Below are 20,500 nucleotides of genomic sequence, written 5' to 3' on the forward strand. Positions count from 1 at the left end.
ACGATGCTGAGATATCTGGATCGTTTGATCGAGATCATAGTGGGGGCCCTGGTGGCCCTCACCGCCATTGCCGTCTGTCTGAATGTCTTTTATCGCTATGTGCTCGGATCCGGGCTGGTATGGGCCGATGAAGTACCGGGATTCCTGCTGGTCTGGATCGCTTTCCTGGGTGCCTACCTGGCCGCCAGAGAACAAGGTCACATTGCTTTCGACATGTTGCTTGAATCCTTCCCCCCGCTTCTAAAGCGGGTCGTAAAGGTGGTTGGCGACATGGCAGTCATCGGTTTCTTCGTACTTCTCGGCATCATGTCCTGGCAGATGATCGAGCGTGTTGGTGGCCGCTCCATCGAAACACTACCCATCCCACAAGGCGTATTCATGAGCGTACTGCCGCTCGCGAGTGCGCTGATGGTCGTAGCATTAAGCGTTCGTCTTGTTCAACGTTGGAGGAATTTCTGATGGCCTGGGGTGTTGTTGCAATGCTATTCGGCATCATCCTGCTGGGTGTTCCAGTCGGTTTTGCCCTGATGGTCACCGCTGCACTTTCCATGTGGATCGCGGATATCAATCTATTGATGATTCCAGTGCAGATCTACTCGGGAACCAACTCGTTGGTGCTGTTGGCGATTCCCCTGTTCATTCTGATGGGAGAATTGATGAGCGCCACCAGCATCGCTCAGAGGTTGATTGACTTTGCCGCATCGCTGGTAGGCTGGCTTCGGGGAGGACTCAGTCACATCAATGTCGTCACCTCGATGTTCATGGCCGAGATGAGTGGTTCCGCCGTTGCCGATGCCGCCGTGATGTCGAAAATTTTCGTTCCACAGATGGAACGGCGCGGCTATCCGAAACCGTTTGCCGCCTCGGTTACGGCGGTATCCGCTACACTCGGGATTATCATTCCCCCCTCGATTCCCATGGTGCTGTACGGGGTGACGACGAACACCTCCATCCGCGACCTTTTCATCGCAGGAATCGTTCCGGGCCTGCTGCTGGCAGCAGCGTTCATGTTGACATCCTGGCTGTTCGCTCGTCGCGAGAACCATCCACGCGAAGGCAACTTCGAAGTCAAGGCAGTTGGCACCGCATTCAAGCGTGCCCTGATCCCCTTGGCGATTCCGGTCATCGTGGTCGGAGGTTTGATTGCCGGTATCTATACCCCGACCGAAGCGGCCGGAATCGGGGTCATGATCGCCTTGCTGTTCGGTCTGTTCATTACACGCGACCTGGATTCTCGGATCATCTGGAAACTCATGGTGACAACAGCCCGCCAGACCGCTGTCGTGATGATGATCGTGGCCGGCTCGGCCATCCTGGGTCAGTACCTGGCCAATGAGCAGTTGCCCCAGCAAATTGCCAGTGCTCTGGGAGGCATTACCGACAGTTACGTCCTCAACCTGTTGATCATCAATGTCTTCGTGCTGTTGCTGGGCATGTTCCTGCATGCCAGCGCAGCGATCATCGTAGTAGTGCCGCTGCTGCTGCCCATGGCGCTCGAACTCGGCATCGATCCAGTGCACTTCGGCGTGATCGTTTGCCTCAACCTGGGAATCGGTCAGCAGACACCTCCGGTGGCCAGCGTGTTACTTACCGTTTGTTCAACCACAGGCCTCAAGATCGAACAGGTCATGGGATACTGCAAATGGTTCCTCCTTGCCATGTTCGCCGTCCTGCTGTTCGTGACATTCACGCCGATGACCGCGTTGTGGTTCAGATAAACGAAGCACTCCTTCATGACTAGCGCCCTCGCCTTCAGGAAGGGCGCTGTTCATTGGCAGGGCAGTGGTAGCGACATGTTAGACTCATTCGACACTGCCTAAGGTACAGCGATAGCCATGACCAACGACACGACCCTCACCGTCAGCGAACTCAACCGCCGTGCGCGCCTGTTGCTGGAACGCGATTTCGGCGAGATATGGGTGGAAGGTGAGTTGTCGGGGGTTGCACGACCGGCGTCAGGGCACGTCTACTTCACCCTCAAGGATGAACGGGCCCAGTTGCGATGTGCACTGTTTCGCAATCGGGCACGCTTCGCCGCCACACCGTTGCGCGATGGCGATCGCGTGCGGGTACGCGGCAAGGTCTCGCTCTTCGAGCCGCGTGGCGATTATCAGTTGATCGTGGAGGCGGTGCAGCCGGCTGGCGCAGGCGACCTGTTGGCAGCGTTCGAGCAATTGAAGCAGAAACTCCAGAGCGAAGGCGTGTTTGCCAATGCTCGGCCACTGCCCTATCCGCCGCGCCATCTGGTCGTGATGACCTCACCCACCGGGGCGGCGGTTCGCGATGTCATGGCGGTGCTGTCGGCACGTTGGCCGTTGAGCCGGGTGAGCATCCTGCCTGTCCCCGTTCAGGGGCTGGAAGCCGCACCCGCAATGATTCGCGCCCTGGCCATGCTCAATCGGGAGGCTCGGTTCGACCCGCAACGGGATTGCCTGCTGATCACCCGCGGAGGCGGTAGTCTGGAAGTTCTGTGGGCGTTCAATGATGAGCACCTGGCACGGGCGATCTTCCACTCACGCTTGCCGGTCATGTCGGCAGTGGGCCACGAGACGGATGTAACCTTGGCCGATTTCGCCGCCGACCGACGTGCACCGACCCCCTCCGCCGCAGCCGAACAACTGGTGCCGGACAGACGCGACCTGCGCCAGCGGCTGGATGTCATGCTCGGTCGTTTGACTCGCGCCCAACAGGGGCAACTGAACCAGACCGCCCAGCGCCTGGATCATCTGCGCGCCAGGTTACGCCATCCCGGAGAGCGCCTTGCCCAACAGCAGCGCCACGTGGAACAGCTCACGTTACGGCTGAAACGCGCCATGTCGTCGCGGCTGGAAAGTGAACGGCAGCGGGAACGTCATGTGCGTGAGCGTCTCCATGTGTTCGACCCGCAACAGCAGTTACAACTGGCCCGACAGCGCCTGTCCCAGGCGGATATGCGCCTGCAGACTGCCATGCCCAGACAACTGGAAGCCTACCAGGCACGGCTGTCGTCCCTGGTGCGGGAGCTGCAGGCGGTGAGCCCATTGGCGGTTCTGGGTCGGGGTTACGCGATCCTGCAGGATGAACAGGGCCAGGTGATTCGCCGTGCCGACGACGCCCATCCCGGCCAGGACCTGACCGCCCGGCTCGGTGAAGGCCACCTGAACGTGGAGGTCAAACAGCGCTTCCCGTCATCGTGACTAGATATGCTCGGCCTTGCCCATCGGCGCGTCACCACCGGGCTTGAAGCTGCCCGGCTCGAGTTCGTGACGCGACAGCAGCTTGTAGAAGTCGGTGCGGTTGCGCCCGGCGATGCGTGCGGCCTGAGTCACATTGCCCTCGGTGATCTTCAACACCTTGATCAGGTAGCTGCGCTCGAAGCTGGAACGCGCTTCGTTGAACGACGGCAGGGCATTCTCTTCGGCCGCCAGTGCCTGCGACACCAATGCCTCCGGAATCATCGGCGTACTGGTCAGCGCCACACACTGCTCCACCACATTCAGCAATTGGCGCACATTGCCCGGCCAGGCACTGGAGGCCAACAGATTGAGTGCCTCGGGCGAGAACCCCTTGACGAAGGGTTTGTGGCGTTCCGCCGCCTGGGCAACCATGTGCTTGGCCAGTAGCGGGATATCCTCGGCGCGCTCCTTGAGCGGCGGCAGCTTCAGGTTGACGACATTGAGGCGGTAATACAGATCCTCGCGGAAGTCGCCCTCGCGCATGGCACGATCCAGGTCGCGATGCGTTGCCGAGATGATACGTACATCGATCGGCACCGAGGTGGTCGAACCCAGCGGCCGTACCTGGCGTTCCTGGATCGCACGCAACAGCTTGACCTGCAACGTCAGAGGCATATCGCCGATCTCGTCGAGGAACAGACTGCCGCCTTCGGCTGCCTGGAACAGCCCCTGGTGCTGACTTATCGCGCCGGTAAACGCGCCCTTGGCGTGACCGAACAACTCGCTTTCCAGTAACTGTTCAGGTAACGCACCACAGTTGATGGCCACGAATGGCTTGTCGGAACGGCTGCTGGCCTGATGGATGGCATTGGCCAGCAATTCCTTGCCGGACCCCGAGGCGCCGGTGATGAGCACACTGACATCGGAGCCCGCTACCATCTGGGCCTGCTCGAGGACGCGCTCCATCTGGGGGCTACGGGTAATGATCGAATCGCGCCAGGCGCTGTCGGTGTCCGAGCCGGGCGTCGGGGCCTGTGATAACGCCTCGTTGATGGCAGTGAAAAGCTCATCACGATCCACCGGCTTGGTCAGGAAGCTGAACACCCCTTGGCGCGTGGCGCTTACCGCATCGGGGATCGACCCATGCGCCGTGAGGATGATCACCGGCATTCCGGGGGCACGACGCTGAAGCTCCTGGAACAGCGCCATACCATCCATTTCATCCATGCGCAGGTCAGACAGGACCACGTCCGGGCGGCTTTCCGTCAAGCTATCCAGGGCCTGGCGTCCGCTTTCCGCCGTGGTCACTCGAAAGCCCTTGCTCTCCAGGCGCATGCCCAGCAGAGTCAGCAGGCTCGGATCATCGTCTACCAGAAGAATATGGGCCGGTCGCGTCATGGCATCTGTTGCCTCAAGTTCATACTGCGCTCGATCGCCGTCAGGGCATCGAGCTTCTCGGTCAATTCCTCGTTCTCATTGGCCAGTTGGTTACGGCTGGCCTCACTGCTTTGCAAGCGCTCATGGAGGCTACGCCGCCCTTCCAATTCGTTGAGCCAGTAGCGCAACAAGGGCTGCAGATCACCGGGAGCGGCATGCAGGTCTTCCTGGAGAAGCTCGGAAGCCGCATCCCACTGTTGCTCGCTGCCCCAGGCCAGCACCGTGGCTCGTGCCAGGCGATCGCGCGGCGATTCCTCATCCAGCTTGTCCAACTGTTCATCACGCCATTCACTGTCGGAACGTTGCGCGGCCAAGCCGAATTCTATCCAGGAATCCACCAGGCAGTCGTTGTCATCCAGAGTCGGAATTTCACCATCACAATGGGCCGGAACGGCAACTTCCTGAGCTGGTTTCTCCTCTTCCAGATTGAGGGGAAACCCTTCACATCCCGCCAGCGATACGGCCGCCAGCGTGAGCAACAGCACACGATATTGCATGAGTCATTGGTTCCTTGCGTCGACGCTAATGTGAATCCACCGTCAGTGGCGGTTTCGTATCGGAATCAACTGATTGCGGTTCCACCGGCAACCAGGGCAGCGTCAGCCGGAAGCACACCGGCAGTCGGTCATCATTGACCAGTTGCAGTCTTCCTTGCTGTGCAGCGGCACAGTCGGCGGCTACCGACAAGCCGATACCGGAGCCTTTCAGCGGTCCCTTGCGTTTGACCCGCCCCTGATAGAACGCCTCGAAGAGGCGTGAACGGTCGGCTTCGGCTATCGCATCGCCACTGTTGGCCACCTCCACGACCAGGGTATCTCCCCGGCAGTGGGCCCGAATTTCCAGATATCCCCCATCCTCTCCGTAGGCAATGGCATTTGACAACAAATTATCGAGAATGCGTCCGGTTGCGGCCCGGTTGGCTTGCCATTCCAACGGGGCATCGAACCAGACGACCTGCATGCCCTTATGCTCCAGCGCCAGCTGGTGCTTGGCCAGCAGTTCCTTGACCACGGTCGCCAGATCGAAGCGCTCACCACCCAGCGCGCGCTGATGCTGCAGCAGATTGTAATCCAGCAATTCCTCGATCAGTGTCTGGAGCTCCTGGCTGCTGCGATCGATCAAGTCGACGATCTCACGCTGCCGGGGCGTCAATTCGCCCGCCACATCGTCGTCAAGCAGCGCCGTCCCCTCGCGGACACTGGCCAACGGGGTCTTGAGCTCGTGTGACATATGCCGAAGGAACTGTTGTTTCTGCGCTTCCAGTTCCGAGAGTCGCGACGACAGCCAGTCCAGTCTATCGCCCAGACTGACCAGCTCGGCCGGCCCCTGGATCGGCACCGGATCCGGTTTGGTGCCGATATTGCCCAGACTGAGAATACGGCGTTCGATCTGGCGCACCGGTCGATTGATCAGCCACGAAAACAGCAGCATCAACAGCAGGCTGGCCGAGACCAAAGCGCCGGTCTGCAACCAGACCCGTGTCTGGACGGCACTGGCTCGCTCACGAATCGACTCGATACGGCTGTCGATCTGGGTGTTGGTTGCCACTCTCACGGCATCGGTATGCTGGGCCAAGGTTGTGAAGAGGGGCAGTGCGTCACGAAACTCCTCGATGGGCAGCTCAGGGAGCTGTTCCAGCTCGTCGATCTGCCGATCGAGTGCAGCTACATCGGGGTTATTGGGTAACAACTGGCGCTGCTGATCGAGCAGGTCACTGAATTCTTGCAACCGATCCGAAAAGATATCGAGCAACCCTTCCTGCTCGACCACGGCATACTGACGGGCACTGCGCTCCATTTCGAGGGCCAGTGTCGACAACGTGCGTGCCCGCCGTGTTTCTTCCACGGCTTGACGTGCGCTGACATCCGCCAAGCGGGTCAGTTCCGATAGTGCCTGACTGGCCTGGAACATCAGCACTCCAAGCGGCAGCATGACCGCAAAGAAGGCCAGCAGCACCAGTTGCCAGAGCGAACGCGGGCGCCAACGGCGCGAAACCTGGGTGGTCATGACAATCGTTCTGTGTAGCAGGTGGAAATGCGAAGTCATGGAGTAATTCACTCAGGATAACAGACCTTTCCCCGAACCGCGGTGCCAATTGTTCATTTACCGACTGTCAACATGGTTCAGGTCCGATGGCTACTGATTGCGCAAAAAAAGGGGGCCGGCAGGGCCGGCCCAAGGTACGCAGGGAACTGAAGGGTAAGAGAATGCCGTGTTGCCTTCGCCTGGTCGAAAGACCTCATCAACATTCACTCATGGGCCCGAGGCCCCGAAGCCGCACAGTGGAGTCATAGCCGACCAGGAACTTTCCACTGTGCTCGGATGGCGGACCATCCGGCTTCTTCAGTAGGTGACACCGCCGTAGCGCCGCCACCGAAATTCGATCCCCCGAAGGGGAGAGGCATCCTTGCCAGGGCATCCTTGCCCTACCGGTACACATCCTTGCCAGTAGGCGGTACCTGTCTCATCGCAACCTAAGTCACACATCGCGTGGAGCAGACGCGGCCGACTCGATCGGGTTGGTAGCACAGGGTGGTGTTGACCTCCCCTCTCTTTGTCGACCGAGAAACGATTCGAGCCGTAATGAACCGCTTCCCTGTTGCTCACTTTACCTATTGCGACCATCGTGCCAAAAACAGCAATTCTATTTAAAAACAGTAACTTAAAAATGAAAAAAACCTCAAACCACTCTAGAAGCCGAAAGAAGCAGGAAAAATCTGCGACCCAGGCGGGGCAACCTGTCGCCAACAAGCAACACAAAATCAGCGCTATTTATTTAACCCTTTAAAATCATAAAGTTATAATGTCTCTAATTTGAGACATGTCAGCGGCGACTGTAGCGACAAGACAACACCCCTCGCGACACCAACCACCCAACGTCGTCAGTGATCGTCGGACGGCGATACCGGCATGTTGGATAACAGAAGGTTCAACCGAGCGACTTGAGCAGGATTTTCGACCGGCGAGCCTGATTGTAGGTATCCCGCTTGAGCGTCGGCAGATCGGCGAGATCAGCTAGTTGGAAGCCGTGCTCGAAGAACCAGTGACTGGTATGTGTGGTCAGGGCAAACAGCCGGGTCATTCCCTGCCGACGTGCCCGTCGCTCGACTTCGGTCAGCAGCATTTCGCCCCGCTTGCCTCCCCGGTAATCGTCATGAACCGCAACGCAGGCCAGTTCACCCATCGCTTCGTCGGGATAGGTGTGGAGGGCCGCACAGCCAATGATCATGCCATCGCGCTCGATAACCAGATAATCATCGATCTCGTGTTCGAGGCGTTCACGCGAGCGCGCCACTAACATGCCCCTGGCTTCCAGAGGCTCAAGCAATTCAAGCAAGCCGGCGACATCCCCCAACTCGGCGGGCCGTAACTGCTCATAGCGGTGCTGGGTAATCATGGTACCCACCCCGTCGCGAGTGAATAGTTCACCGAGCAAGGCGTCCCGATCGCGCCAGGAGACCAGGTGCGTACGCGCCACACCATGGCGGGCAGCGGCACAAGCCGCGGATAGATGGCGTGATATTTCACTGTCGACGTCAGCTTGACGGCGCTGCGGCTCGGCCTCTGCAGGACTCATCTGACGCAAGAGCCGACCTTGGTCGTCGTGAAGGCCTTCGGCATCGCCAAGCAGGATCAACTTATCGGCCTTGAGGGCGACGGCGACTTGCTGGGCGACCTCGGCTGCCTCGAGGTCAAAGACCTCACCGGTACTGGAATAGCCCAATGGTGGCAGGACCGGCATGGCGCCTTGATCGAGTAGACCTTCGATCGCGACGGATCGAACGCGGCGCACCTCGCCGCTGTGATCGAAATCGATGCCACCGCGCACGCCCAGCGGCTTAGCCATGACCAGGTTGCCGGAAACCGCCGTCAGTTCGATGCCATGAAGCGGTGTATTGGGGAGACCGAGCGACAGCCGGGCTTCCAGCCACAAGCGCTGTTCGGCGGCCACCCGTTCGACATGCGCCATGATCGACGCATCAGCAATCCAGCGACCTTCATGACGCTGGGGTTCGATACCGGCCTCGGACAGCGCGGTTTGGACCTGGGGGCGAATCCCGAAGACCACGACAAGTCGCACGCCCAGGGTGTGCAGTAATGCCAGATCCTGGACCAGTTGCTCGCCATGATCGCAGACCATCCCCTCGCCCTCGATGAGGATGACGAAGGTTCGGCCACGATGGGCATTGATGTATGGGGATGAATGGCGGAACCAGTCAACGAACGGCAACGCGGTATTCAAGGGCCCTCTCCGGCGCTTACGAGTGAATCGGAAACACCGACTATAGCAAAGGACCCCTGGTCACGGCACTACTGGCGGGTGCCTATCCTTCCGCCCACATTCGATAAAGATTGCTCTTGGCCTTGAAGAGCCGATCGAAGGCTTCGGTTTTGCCATACGCGTCGAAAATGGCCCGCGTGGTTTCATCAAGGTCGTACAGGATCTCACGCTGAGCCGGGTCTCTGACCCAGCTGGTCACCCAACCGACCACCGCCAGCCGTTCTCCCCATGACACGGGCTCCACGCGATGCAAGGCACTGGTGGGATAGAGCACCAGATCTCCCGGCTGCAGACGTAACACCCGTTCTTCGATAGCATCTTCGATGACCAGGCCGCCGCCCTCGTATGCGTCGAGCTCGGAGAGAAACAGGGTAAACGACAGATCGGTTCGACTGCCCTTCATGATGGGGTCGTCGACGTGCGTCCCATACGCCATGCCAGGTCGATATCGCGATACCAGCATGCGAGCGAAATGGCGCGGTCTTGCCGCGCTCTGAAACACCTCGTGCCGATTCAATGCCTTCTTGACCTTGGCCAGAATGGCGTCGCGTTCGGTCGTCGCACCGGCTTGAGTGTTGTGTTTCACCTCGCGTGCATAACGGCCTGCGGTTTTCCGACCATCTTCATAAGGAATCGACTCGGCGGCCTCTCGCAAGGCCACCACTTCATGCTGATCCAGGACATTGCCGATGATCATCATGGGCATCATTCCATCGCAATGACAGCCAACTCCATACGTGCCGCCGCGCCATAGATCAGGCTGGAGTCGGGTGTCTCGATGTCGTTGCCTTGCAGATCCCCGAAAACCGTCTCGACAGCGTCGATTTGTTCAAGAAACCGGTTGGCAGCATCCGCGATCTCGGCATCGTCGATTTCGGCCCACTGGGTCGCTTCCCGTTCGACCGTTCTCAGAAAACCCCAACTGTCCTGATACTCATGGAGATTCTCGATCGAACCGTCATCGGCGATGGCCACATCATATTCGTCAGCCGCCACGCGCGTCAGCGCCGCCAGCCCCATCAACTGATCTGCAGGCGTTCCCGGCGAATCCGCACGGACGTCATCGACTCCGGCAATGACATCATCGAAGAGGCGCCGAACTTCCTCGACCTCGGCTTCGTCTTCTGCAGCAGCACTCAACGCCATGAGCCGATCTTTCAGATCCTCGAAGCCACGTTCTTTCAATGGCGCGGCAACAGCGTCGTATTTTTCCTCGATAGGGTGTCCCATGTGCGTCTTGGCGGCTTCCAGGTCGCCGGCTTCATACAACGCCATGCCTGCGCGGAGATGACCGGTCATGAAGCCCAGGTCCCGCATCAAGGAGACTTCTGGTGCCAGGTCGGCACCGCCGCCTTCTCCTTCTCCTTCTCCTTCTCCTTCTCCTTCTCCTTCTCCTTCGCCTTCTCCTTCGCCTTCTCCTTCGCCTTCTCCTTCGCCTTCTCCTTCTCCTTCTCCTTCTCCTTCTCCTTCGCCGGCAGTGGATGCGCCTTCCCCTTCACCGGCAACAGCGCTTTCGCCTTCACCACCCGCGGCAGCGGAACCTTCTCCTTCCCCTTCGGCGGCGGCCAGCAACAGGCTTTCAGAAGCCTCACTGGTGTTCATCGACGTCGTGTTATCGGAGTGAGCCATATTGCCCAATGCCGCGGCGGCCAGCGTGCCTACCGCCAACACGCGGCGCGCAGCCACGACGCGTCGTGGCTTGTTATCGTGATTTGCCATGCTTACCTCTCCATGCCAATGAAAAACACTCGCATTTGAAAAAGTATCACGACATCTCTGATCCAACAAGCCACATGATGTCGGTGCAGTGGGCTTACCCGAACATTCCCTTGAACATGAAGAAGAACAGGATCGCCAGAGCGGCACCGGCCGGTAGTGTAATCAACCACGACATCACGATGGTGCCGATGACGCGCATATTGAGTGCCGCCATGCCGCGGGCCAGACCGACGCCCAGTACTGCACCGACCAGGGTATGAGTCGTGGATATCGGCAGGCCGGTACCCGATGCAAGAACGACCGTTGTCGCCGCCGCGAGCGTCGCAGCAAAACCACGACTCGGCGTGAGTTCGGTGATACCGGTGCCGACGGTCGCGATGACCTTGTGACCGTATGTCACCAGACCAACCACGATGCCGCCACCGCCAAGGACGAGCACCCACCACGGCACCAGGGCTGCTGTGTCGACAGCACCATCGCTTTCGACGACACTGATGACTGCTGCCAGCGGACCGACCGCATTGGCGACATCGTTGGAGCCGTGGGCAAACGCCATCGCACAGGCGGTGAAAAGCATCAGGACACCGAAGACACGCTCGACGCCCCCGAAGCCGAAGACATCCTCTTTACCGCGCTTGTATTCCAGACGACGCTCCAGCACCACGCCCAATGCCATGATCACCAGGCCGATCAGGACGGAAATCAGGAAACTGGCCCCGAAACCGACATCGAGGCCGACGTGCTTGAGGCCTTTGGTGAACGTGACCATGGCGACGACGAAGCCGACCAGGAAAATGTAGCAAGGTACGTAACGCTTGGCGGCCGTGAACGGGTCATGATTTTCGAAGATTAAATGCTGAACGCTCTTGAACAGCATGAACGCAATGGAGCCGGCCATCAGTGGTGAAACCACCCAGCTGGCAGCGATCTGACCGACCTTGCCCCAGCCGACAGCCTCCATGCCCAGACCGACGGCGCCGAAACCGACGATCGCGCCGACGATAGAGTGTGTGGTCGATACCGGCCAGCCGCGATTGGAAGCAATCAGCAACCAGAGTGCCGCCGCCAGCAGAGAAGCCATCATGCCATAGACCAGAAGCTGCGGGTCATCCTCAAGCAGCTCAGGATCGATGATGCCCTTGCGTACGGTGTCGGTGACCTCGCCCCCCGCCAGCCAGGCGCCGAGGAACTCGAAGATCACGGCGATGAGAATCGCCTGTTTGATGGTGATGGCCCGGGACCCCACCGAGGTACCCATGGCATTGGCTACGTCGTTGGCCCCGACGCCCCAGGCCATGAAGAAGCCGAAGGCACATGCCAGGATGAGGAAGATATCGCCGTGTTGCGCAATGATCGACATAGGGACGGTTCCTATGAGGTTGTCGGTCAGATGGAAGTACCCAAAAACGAAACGCCCGCCGAATCGGCGGGTGTCTGGATCAACGGGCGGTCAGAATCTGCAGGCGGCTGCCGACACGCTCGGCGCGGTCCGATAGTTCGCCAATCCAGTCGATGATCTTGTAGAGGAACATCACATCCACGGGAGGGAGTTCACTCTCGAGTTCGAAGAGTTGCCGACGAATCGCCACCTGCTGATCGTCAGCCTGATGTTCGAGGGTATGGAGTTCGCGGATCAGGTTCTGCATGACATCGGAGACATTGCGTCCGAATCCCGATTCAAGCAGATCCTGCAACTCTTCCAGTGCCTTGCGTGCCTGCGAGACGGATGCCACGGCGGTCTGCAGATACTCACTCATCGGCGTGGCCAATGGTTCAGGCACCTGCATGCTGCGTCCCATCATGATGCCGGTGATGTCGCGCGCCTTGTTGGCGATCTTGTCCTGTACACTGATCAGGTCGAGCAGATCCGTGCGCGATACCGGCAGGAACATGGTGTTGGGCAGGTTCAGGCGCAGATCGGTCTTGAGTTCGTCGGCTTCATGCTCGAGACGGGTAATCGCTTCGCGATGCCGGGACGCCTCTTCCCAATTGCCATCGAGCGTGGCCTTGAAGAATGGCACCAGCGCATCGGCACATTCGCTCGTCTTGACGATATGCGCTAGAAGCGGCTGGAATGGCGAACGGCCGAACATCGCCGAAAAAGGATTGGTAGTCACCATAGCGTTCTGTCGTGCACGTGATGAATGGCGGCGTCAGTATAGTGATTGAGAACGCCATCGTCATGAAAAATTCACCTAAACATCACGAAAAATTCATCCATCGGATACCCACGTCATGAGCCAGGAAGTCGAACTGAAACTCGCCCTTCCTCCACAAAATAACGAGACGCCGACCGATATCGCTTGGCTGGAGAACACCGAAAGCCGACACCAACGGTTGGGCAACACCTATTACGACACCCCGGACGGCGCACTAGAGCGGGCCAGAGTCGCCCTGAGAATACGCCGAACCGACGCCGGCCATGTTCAAACCCTGAAAACCGCCGGCGATGCCAATTCCGGGCTCACGGTACGGGGTGAATGGGAATGGCCGATCGAGGGCGACGACCTGGACAGGTCTGGACTGGCGGCATTGCCCCCCTTCCGGACACTCGGCGCCAGCGTTCTCGACGCGTTGACTCCTCGTTTCACCACTGATTTCGAACGCACGACATGGCAACTCGAGCACGATGGGAGTCGGATCGAAATGGCCTGGGACAAGGGAGAAATCCAGACGGGTGATCGTCACCTGCCGATTCACGAAATCGAGCTGGAGCTGAAATCGGGCGATCCCGGCGCTCTATGGGAGGTTGCAGACCGACTGGCCCGGACAGTCACGCTTCGCCCGGCAGCTGCCAGCAAGGCCGCCCGGGGCGCGTCGCTACTTGCCGGAGCATGGTCACTGCCCACCTGCCTCGACACACCCAGCGATAAGTTCGCATTCACGATTGCTGCATTGGATGCTGCCCGAGATAGTGGCCAGACTGGCTTTCAGGCACAGGCTCGGGCGATACTCGCTGAGCTTGCGGAAAGCGAGACGCCACCCATGACGCCGATGGCGCGCCAATTGGCAGCGTCACTGGCGGCGGCCATGCAAGACATTCACTGGTGGAACCACGAGACGGGCCGGACTGCCCTGTCACTGTCGCGCGCCCTGTACGAGACACCATGCTGATCGTATCAGGAAAGACATAAGGAGCCGTTACGTGCTACCCCATCTCAAGCCCGGTGGCGAAGGTCTGCGTACCCGGCTTTTCCAGATCATCTTCGAATCCGACACGCCCATGGCGAAGGGCTTCGACATCGTGCTGATGGCATTGATACTCGCCAGTGTCGCCGTGGTCATGCTCGATAGCGTTCCCGTCTGGCACGCAGCGTATGGCCCGGTCTTTTACTGGGCCGAGTGGGGATTCACCATCGTGTTCACCATCGAGCTGGCGGTGCGTGTGTACTGCCTGGAGCGGCCCTGGCTCTATCTGAAGAGCTTTTACGGCATCGTCGATATTCTGGCCATATTGCCGACCTGGCTACTGCTGGTGATACCGGGCGCCCAATCGCTGGTCATGGTGCGTATCCTGCGTGTGCTGCGCATCTTCCGCGTCCTGCGGCTGATGCAGTTCGTCGGTGAAGGACGGCTACTGGTCGAAGCCCTCAAGCGCAGCTCACATCAGATTCTGTTGTTCCTGTTCACGGTATTCATGCTGGTCACCATTTTCGGGTCGCTGGTCTACCTGATCGAACCCGACGATGCCGGTTTCACCAGCATACCCCGCGCCGTTTACTGGGGAATCGTGACCCTGACGACCGTAGGATATGGCGACATTACGCCGGTCACCCCGCTGGGACAGTTCGTCTCGATGGCGGTGATGCTGCTCGGCTATTCGATCATCGCGGTGCCGACCGGGGTGTTCTCCGCCGAGGTGATTCGCTCGATTCGTGCCGACCGCTACTCCGACGAAGCCTGCCCTGGCTGTGGCTACGACCGGCACGAGCACAAGGCACGCTACTGCCTGCGTTGTGGTACCTGGCTGGACGAGGACACACCGGATCCGCGAACCCAGCAAGACGATGCGCCCGATGCCGAGGAGACATAGGGCGCATCACGCCGGCATGTCATGCGTCGATCATTCGACTTCGAGATCGGCATCCCAGGCGTCGAGCTCCGCCTCATCCCAGTCACCGTATGAGGCGTTGGGGAACATGATCCAGTCATCACCGAAGCGATCGGCATTCGATTCGACCAGATCGCGCTGACCTTCGAGGTCGGCATCGGCGAACTCACCGTCGAAATCATGCAACGAGTCGCCCAGTTGCATCACCAGGGTGTGATCCTCGGTAACCGCGGCCCGACGCTCCGCCTTGGGCGGCCCAAGCAGCAGGACGTTGTCCTCCCCGACCTGAGGCAACTCGAAATCCTCAAGCGTAGCTATCGTCGCGTCCTTGTTCTCCTCATAACGGTCGGAGACGTAGAAGATGTCGACGCCCTGCTCGTCGGCGAACTCGAGGAAATCCTTGGCGCCAGGAATCAGTCGGGGATCGCCTTCACGTTCCCAGTGTTTCCAGGTATCCCAGGTGGTGTAGTCATGGCACTTCGCCATGTCGCGAGCCAGCAGGGCACTGTTGTCGAGAACGGTTTCGTCCACATCGGTGATGAGCGCGAGCTCCTCGTCGTCGCCATGCTGCTCGAGCTTGTCTTCGAGGCGATATTTGGCCAGTGCATAGCCCTGTCGCTGCAAGGCCACCACTTCGGCAGACTGCTGCTGATAGCGAAGACCCATGGCGTAGGCGGCTTGAGCGCACAGTTTGCTGTCGTCGTCATCCTCGGCAAGCGCGTTACCCGCCAGGGGTAGACTGGCCAGAGCGGTCAGGACGGAAGCACCAAGCCAGGCTGTGTGATGCAGCATTCTCATGAGAATGCCTCCTTATTATCCGGACATTATTATCGACACTTACCCAACTGACCCTACGTTAAGTTGATCGGTCATTCAAATTAAAAAGAGACCATTACAATTGGAACGGTGCCACGTCGCCTCGGCCTTCACGAACGATCGTCGGCGGCAGATCCCGCAGGTCGATGACACTGGTGGGCTCGAGATGGCAGGCACCGCCATCGATCACCAGATCCAGATGCGCCCCATAACGCTCCCGGATCGCCTCGGGGTCGGTCATCGGCAGCTCTTCACTGATCGGGATCAGGGTCACGCTCATCAGCGGCTCACCCAGTGCCTCCAGCAGCGCTTTCGCAATACGGTGATCGGGGACGCGCACGCCGATCGAACGACGCTTGGGGTGCAACAACAGGCGCGGCACCTCGGTCGTGGCATTGAGAATGAAGGTATATGGACCGGGTGTATACGTCTTGAGCAGGCGGAAGACATCATTGTCGACCTTGGCATAGGTGCCGATCTGGGACAGATCCGAGCATATGAGAGTGAAATTATGCTTGTCGTCCAGCGAACGCAGCCATTTGATTCGTTCGATGGCTTTCTTGTCGCCCAGGTGGCACCCCAGGGCATAACCGGAGTCCGTCGGATAGGCAATCACACCACCGTTACGGATGATGGCCGTGGCCTGATCAATCAGCCGCTTCTGTGGCGTCTCGGGATGCATCTGGAAGAATTGGCTCATGGTCTCTCCTTGCGTCCAGTGGAACATGGCACTTACCAGCATAAGAGAGAACCGCCGGTCTCGGCCACGCGGGATCCTCGCCTGATGCTTTCCAACCCCGACACGTGTCGGCATTCATCGGGACACCATGGCATCCAGCAAGGTCGGATGTGTCCAGACCGGAGGCAAGCTGGTACGCGGTAACGGGCTCATGGTACCCGGCGCAATCGGCCCTCCGGGATAGTGAAAATCGCTCCCCAACGAGCCGAACAGGCCGCGATCATCGAGCTGGCGGGCCAGATCCCGTGTGACATCGGGATTCTGGAAACCATTGACCAATTCGCAGGCTTCACCTCCGGCCGCCATGAAGTCATTCAGCAACTGGCCCCGCTTGCGCCGGGTCAAGCCATACTGCAAGGGATGGGCCATGACCGCCACGCCCGAGGCGCTGCAGATCCACTCCACCACCTCGGAGAGGTAGGGCCAATGCATTTTGACGTCTCCCCGTTTACCGGCGCCGAGGTGCTTCTTGAAGGCACTAGCCATGTCCGGTACCAATCCGGCATCCACCAGGGCGCGAGCGAAATCGGGGCGGCCCAGCGGCCGCTCGGTGCCGGCCTGCTCTCGTGCCCGTGTCAGCGCGTCGGCCAAGCCGATTCTTTCGAGACGACGGGCGATCTCTTCCGCTCTCGTACGACGCGCCTCGGACTGCCGGACCAGCCCCTCGATCAAGGCTCCCTGCACACCATCGGGCAACAGGCCTACCACATGGATATTGATGCCTCGCCACTGGCAGGACAGCTCAGTGGCGGCCAGAACCACCATTCCCAACGGCTCGGCGGCCGACCTGGCTTCTTCGACACCCGCTACCGTGTCATGATCGGTCAACGCCATATGCGTCAGCCCTCGCTGATGGCAGAGCGCGACCAGTTCTGCTGGTGACAGGGCGCCATCCGAGGCAGTGGAATGCATGTGCAGGTCGATATGCCGGGCGTCGGTGAGCGTATCGGGCAGTCTATTCGAAAGAGTCATTGGCATGACGCCGAGAGACGTCTTTGTCAAAATAAGTTGGCTATGGTGCGCGTCCCGACGTTAGGGGTCAATGGCTCTGACGGGAGCGCATGCCCCAATGTCATCCACTCATACGAGGAATCCAACGATGCTTTACGCAATCATCAGCGAGGATGTCAAAGACAGTCTCGAAAAACGTATGTCGGCTCGTCCCGATCATCTGGCCCGACTCGAAAAGCTTCGCGACGAGGGTCGTCTGGTACTGGCCGGTCCCCATCCCGCCGTCGACGCGGAAACACCCGGCGACGCCGGTTTCAGCGGTAGCCTGGTGGTTGCCGAGTTCGACGATCTCGAATCCGCCCAGTCCTGGGCCGACGCCGATCCGTTCGTGATCGCCGGTGTGTATTCGAAAGTGACGGTGAAACCGTTCAAGAAAGTCCTTCCCTAGGCGTATCGACGACATGCCTTCAGAGTTTTCCACAATCGCATTGTTCACAGTGACTGTGGAAAACTCTGTTGAAACACGGCGGACGTTTTCTTCCTGTCCGGAAACGGCGCCGCCATGTTTTTATCGATCAATTTTTGAACAGCCTCGAGAGGAGCCGACTCCCGGTGTCTGATGCCCGCCCCGATGAACTGCCCCCGCTGAGCGCCCTGGAAACCGCCACTCTCGACTGGCACCAGGACGACACCGGACAGGAAGTGCCCAACTCCACCGCCTTCGGTGATGTCTACTTCTCGCGCCACGATGGCCGTGCCGAGACCGAACACGTTTTCGTGCAAGGCAACGATCTACCGCAGCGTCTCGCCGACTGGACGGCACCACGGCCATTCGTCATTGGCGAAACCGGGTTCGGGACCGGCCTCAACATGCTCTGCGCCTGGGATTGCTTCGAACGCCATGCCCCGGTGACGGCGCGACTGCACCTGATTTCCACCGAACGCTACCCGTTACGACAGGCAGACCTGGCACGCGCGCTTGCCTCCTGGCCGAACTTCGCGGCGAAAGCCCGGTGCCTGATCGAGCAGTGGCCTGCTCCGGTTGCGGGCGTCCATCGCTTGTGGCTGGATGAACGAGTCACTCTCGATCTCCATTTCGGTGACAGTACCACCTGCCTGAGTCACCTCGACGGCCGGATCGATGCCTGGTTCCTGGACGGTTTCGCGCCGGCGAAGAATGCCGACATGTGGCACCCCTCGTTATTCGAACAGATGGCACACAAGAGTCGGCCGGGAGCAACGTTCGCCACCTTCACCTGCGCGGGCATCGTCAAGCGAGGACTCAAGGCCGCCGGTTTCGACTGGCACAAACGTCCCGGATACGGCCGCAAGCGTGAGATGCTGGCCGGCGCCATCGAGACGCCGCCACGGGATCCGGCACACGATGCCACGCCCTGGTACGAGCCCCCCCGCTCCCGCACTCCCCGTCACGTCGTGGTCATTGGTGCCGGATTGGCCGGTACAACCGTCGCCCATGCCCTGGCCCGACGGGGTGTCGAGGTCACCCTGCTGGATCGGCAAACCCCAGGGGCCGGTGCCTCAGGCAATCGTCAGGGCGCGCTCTACATCAAACTGGCCGCCGAGACGAATCTGCAGAGCCGCTGTTACCTGGCCGGGCTCATGTTCAGCCGGCGCTGGCTATCGGTTCTCGATCCCGAGCGAACGCTGTGGAACGATTGCGGCGTCTTGCAACTGGCACTCGATGAGAAGGAGCGGCGACGTCAGCAACGATTTCTGGCCAATCACTCCCTGCCGCCGGAGATCGTAAAGGGCGTTGATGCCGTGATGGCGAGCGAGTTGGCCGGTACGCCGCTGACACATGGCGGTCTCGATTATCCCCAGGCGGGGTGGGTTCGCCCGGATGCCTTGTGCGAACGCCTGGCAACCGCCCCCGGGGTGACATGGCGACAAGCGACGGTCATGGCGTTGAGCCGGGATCGCGATGGCTGGCAGATCGCTCTGGCCGATGGCAAGTCGCTGACGGCCGAGCATGTCGTGGTCGCCACCGCCTGGCAGGCGAGCCGCTTTGCCGAGCTGTCGTGGCTGCCCTGCCAGCCGGTACGTGGCCAGGTATCCTGGTTATCATTGCCCGCGGGAGCACCTGGATTACAGCGGGTGGTGTGTGCCGGCGGCTATGTGCCCCCACCCTGCGGTGGCATCCTCAGCTTTGGTGCCACCTTCAATCCCAACGATACCGACGACACATCACGACAGGCCGACCACGACACTAACCTGGTCGAACTGGAGCGCACTCTGCCGGACTATATGGCGGCACTGCGACAGGTTGGTGCCGATCTCGACGCCGAACATCTGCAGGGCCGCAGCGCCATCCGTGCCGCCAGCCCGGATAAGACGCCCTATGCCGGTCCGGTTCCCGATGCCCATGCCTGGCACGAGGATTATGCGGTGCTCGCCAAGGATGCCACCCGGGTCCCTATCACCCATGGCCGTTATCATCACGGACTCTGGGTGAGTGCCGCCCACGGCTCACGGGGGCTGACCAGCGCCCCGTTGTGTGCCGAGGTGATCGCCTCCCGCCTGTGCGATGAACCCATGCCGCTGGAACGTGCCCTGGTCGACCACCTGAACCCCGGTCGACGCCTGCTCCGTGACATCATTCGCGGCCATGGGTCATGACGAGGCCGTTAACGCTTCGAGCGCCTGACGATCCCGACAACGGTAGGTGAACGAGGGGCGTCCCACCTGCCCATAGTGGAAAGCCTCTTCGAGTACGCCCTGCTCGACGAGGTATTTGAGGTATTTGCGCAATGACACCCGTGACATGCCGGTCGCATCATTCAGAGCCTCGGTGGCGAAGTGGGCCTCCCCCTGAGACAGCACGGCCTCGGCCACCTGGGCCAGGGTTTGCGGAGTCAGCCCCTTGGGCAGGCCGTCACGGCGTAGCGATGCCATTCGACGCGGCGGATTGAACAGAGAATCGATATCACGCTGTTCGACGCGTTCAGGCAGTGACGCCAAGGCAGTTCGCGACTGAGCACACGCCTGCACGGCGTTACGGAAGCGCTCGAAGGTGAAGGGTTTGACAAGGTAATCGCTGACGCCGAGCCGTCGGGCCGCGCGTACGGTGTCCATTTCATCCGCCGCAGTAATCAGAATCACATCCTCCTCGCGCCCCCGCTTGCGCAGCCAGGTCACGATCTCCAATCCACTGCGATCACGAAGATAAATGTCGAGCAGCACCAGGTCGACGGCTTCCTGCTCCAGAACCTCCTGGGCTCGAGGCACATCCAGGCAACGGGCGACGATCACGACTCCGGGAATCCGCTGCAGGTAGTCGGCATTCAACCGCATGACCATGGGATCGTCCTCGACGATCAGCACGCGCATCG

At 60.0% G+C, this 20,500-nt stretch carries 19 protein-coding genes; 7 read left to right on the plus strand and 12 right to left on the minus strand.

Features of this window, described 5'->3' with window-relative positions:
- Window positions 1-3 precede the first annotated feature (3 nt).
- The 3 genes from BLW01_RS04995 (at window position 4) to xseA (ending at window position 3,176) form a co-directional block, all read left to right on the plus strand.
- Window positions 4-459 (plus strand): TRAP transporter small permease, encoded by a 456-nt coding sequence (locus BLW01_RS04995; protein ID WP_175529771.1) that lies wholly within the window; start codon window positions 4-6, stop codon window positions 457-459.
- Entirely contained in the window at window positions 459-1,718 is a 1,260-nt protein-coding gene (locus BLW01_RS05000) for a TRAP transporter large permease (protein ID WP_092568392.1), read from the plus strand. The genes BLW01_RS04995 and BLW01_RS05000 overlap by 1 nt, the downstream gene beginning before the upstream one ends.
- Before the next feature lie 117 nt (window positions 1,719-1,835).
- Window positions 1,836-3,176, plus strand: coding sequence for an exodeoxyribonuclease VII large subunit (gene xseA / locus BLW01_RS05005; RefSeq protein WP_092568393.1), 1,341 nt, complete (start codon window positions 1,836-1,838; stop codon window positions 3,174-3,176).
- On the opposite strand, the gene glrR is transcribed toward xseA, so the two are convergent.
- From glrR to BLW01_RS05050, 8 genes are all read right to left on the minus strand, one after another.
- Window positions 3,177-4,553: a two-component system response regulator GlrR gene (glrR, locus tag BLW01_RS05010; protein ID WP_092568394.1), complete on the minus strand. Its 1,377-nt coding sequence runs from the start codon at window positions 4,551-4,553 to the stop codon at window positions 3,177-3,179.
- Complete coding sequence (locus BLW01_RS05015; protein WP_092568395.1) at window positions 4,550-5,089, minus strand: hypothetical protein; 540 nt, start codon at window positions 5,087-5,089, stop codon at window positions 4,550-4,552. Before BLW01_RS05015 ends, glrR begins: the two co-directional genes overlap by 4 nt.
- Window positions 5,090-5,114: 25 nt before the next feature.
- Complete coding sequence (locus BLW01_RS05020) at window positions 5,115-6,599, minus strand: sensor histidine kinase (RefSeq protein ID WP_092568396.1); 1,485 nt, start codon at window positions 6,597-6,599, stop codon at window positions 5,115-5,117.
- Between the two features lie 922 nt (window positions 6,600-7,521).
- On the minus strand, window positions 7,522-8,835 hold the full coding sequence (gene argA, locus BLW01_RS05025; RefSeq protein WP_092568397.1) for an amino-acid N-acetyltransferase: 1,314 nt from the start codon (window positions 8,833-8,835) through the stop codon (window positions 7,522-7,524).
- Window positions 8,836-8,917: 82 nt separating this feature from the next.
- Window positions 8,918-9,574 (minus strand): Fe2+-dependent dioxygenase, encoded by a 657-nt coding sequence (locus BLW01_RS05030; protein ID WP_092568582.1) that lies wholly within the window; start codon window positions 9,572-9,574, stop codon window positions 8,918-8,920.
- A 5-nt stretch (window positions 9,575-9,579) separates the two neighbouring features.
- Entirely contained in the window at window positions 9,580-10,593 is a 1,014-nt protein-coding gene (locus BLW01_RS18455) for a hypothetical protein (protein WP_175529772.1), read from the minus strand.
- 94 nt (window positions 10,594-10,687) lie between these two features.
- Window positions 10,688-11,953: an inorganic phosphate transporter gene (locus BLW01_RS05045; RefSeq protein ID WP_092568399.1), complete on the minus strand. Its 1,266-nt coding sequence runs from the start codon at window positions 11,951-11,953 to the stop codon at window positions 10,688-10,690.
- A 79-nt stretch (window positions 11,954-12,032) separates the two neighbouring features.
- Window positions 12,033-12,713 carry a TIGR00153 family protein gene (locus tag BLW01_RS05050; protein ID WP_092568400.1) on the minus strand — a complete coding sequence of 227 codons (681 nt, stop codon included), beginning with the start codon at window positions 12,711-12,713 and terminating at the stop codon, window positions 12,033-12,035.
- A 115-nt stretch (window positions 12,714-12,828) separates the two neighbouring features.
- Here BLW01_RS05050 and BLW01_RS05055 point away from each other — a divergent pair, with 115 nt between their 5' ends.
- The gene (locus tag BLW01_RS05055) at window positions 12,829-13,707 is read left to right on the plus strand and encodes a CYTH domain-containing protein (protein WP_092568401.1); all 879 of its coding nucleotides are present in this window, start codon (window positions 12,829-12,831) and stop codon (window positions 13,705-13,707) included.
- Between the two features lie 31 nt (window positions 13,708-13,738).
- Entirely contained in the window at window positions 13,739-14,626 is an 888-nt protein-coding gene (locus tag BLW01_RS05060) for an ion transporter (RefSeq protein ID WP_175529773.1), read from the plus strand.
- A 30-nt stretch (window positions 14,627-14,656) separates the two neighbouring features.
- Here BLW01_RS05060 and BLW01_RS05065 read toward each other — a convergent pair whose 3' ends face one another.
- The 3 genes from BLW01_RS05065 to BLW01_RS05075 all read right to left on the minus strand — a co-directional run bounded on the left by BLW01_RS05065 (window position 14,657) and on the right by BLW01_RS05075 (window position 17,171).
- Window positions 14,657-15,442 carry a 5'-nucleotidase, lipoprotein e(P4) family gene (locus BLW01_RS05065; protein ID WP_092568402.1) on the minus strand — a complete coding sequence of 262 codons (786 nt, stop codon included), beginning with the start codon at window positions 15,440-15,442 and terminating at the stop codon, window positions 14,657-14,659.
- Between the two features lie 94 nt (window positions 15,443-15,536).
- Window positions 15,537-16,160, minus strand: coding sequence for an L-threonylcarbamoyladenylate synthase (locus BLW01_RS05070; RefSeq protein ID WP_092568403.1), 624 nt, complete (start codon window positions 16,158-16,160; stop codon window positions 15,537-15,539).
- A 114-nt stretch (window positions 16,161-16,274) separates the two neighbouring features.
- A complete protein-coding gene (locus BLW01_RS05075) occupies window positions 16,275-17,171 on the minus strand; it encodes a PHP domain-containing protein (protein WP_373294049.1) in 897 nt (298 codons plus the stop codon).
- Window positions 17,172-17,298: 127 nt separating this feature from the next.
- Here BLW01_RS05075 and BLW01_RS05080 point away from each other — a divergent pair, with 127 nt between their 5' ends.
- The gene (locus tag BLW01_RS05080) at window positions 17,299-17,598 is read left to right on the plus strand and encodes a YciI family protein (RefSeq protein WP_092568405.1); all 300 of its coding nucleotides are present in this window, start codon (window positions 17,299-17,301) and stop codon (window positions 17,596-17,598) included.
- Between the two features lie 164 nt (window positions 17,599-17,762).
- Complete coding sequence (mnmC, locus tag BLW01_RS05085; protein ID WP_229806384.1) at window positions 17,763-19,787, plus strand: bifunctional tRNA (5-methylaminomethyl-2-thiouridine)(34)-methyltransferase MnmC2/FAD-dependent 5-carboxymethylaminomethyl-2-thiouridine(34) oxidoreductase MnmC1; 2,025 nt, start codon at window positions 17,763-17,765, stop codon at window positions 19,785-19,787.
- Here mnmC and BLW01_RS05090 read toward each other — a convergent pair.
- Window positions 19,782-20,498 (minus strand): response regulator, encoded by a 717-nt coding sequence (locus BLW01_RS05090; protein ID WP_092568406.1) that lies wholly within the window; start codon window positions 20,496-20,498, stop codon window positions 19,782-19,784. The genes mnmC and BLW01_RS05090 overlap by 6 nt on opposite strands.
- Window positions 20,499-20,500: the final 2 nt, after the last annotated feature.

This window comes from Aidingimonas halophila (assembly GCF_900106955.1).
Lineage (GTDB): Bacteria > Pseudomonadota > Gammaproteobacteria > Pseudomonadales > Halomonadaceae > Aidingimonas > Aidingimonas halophila.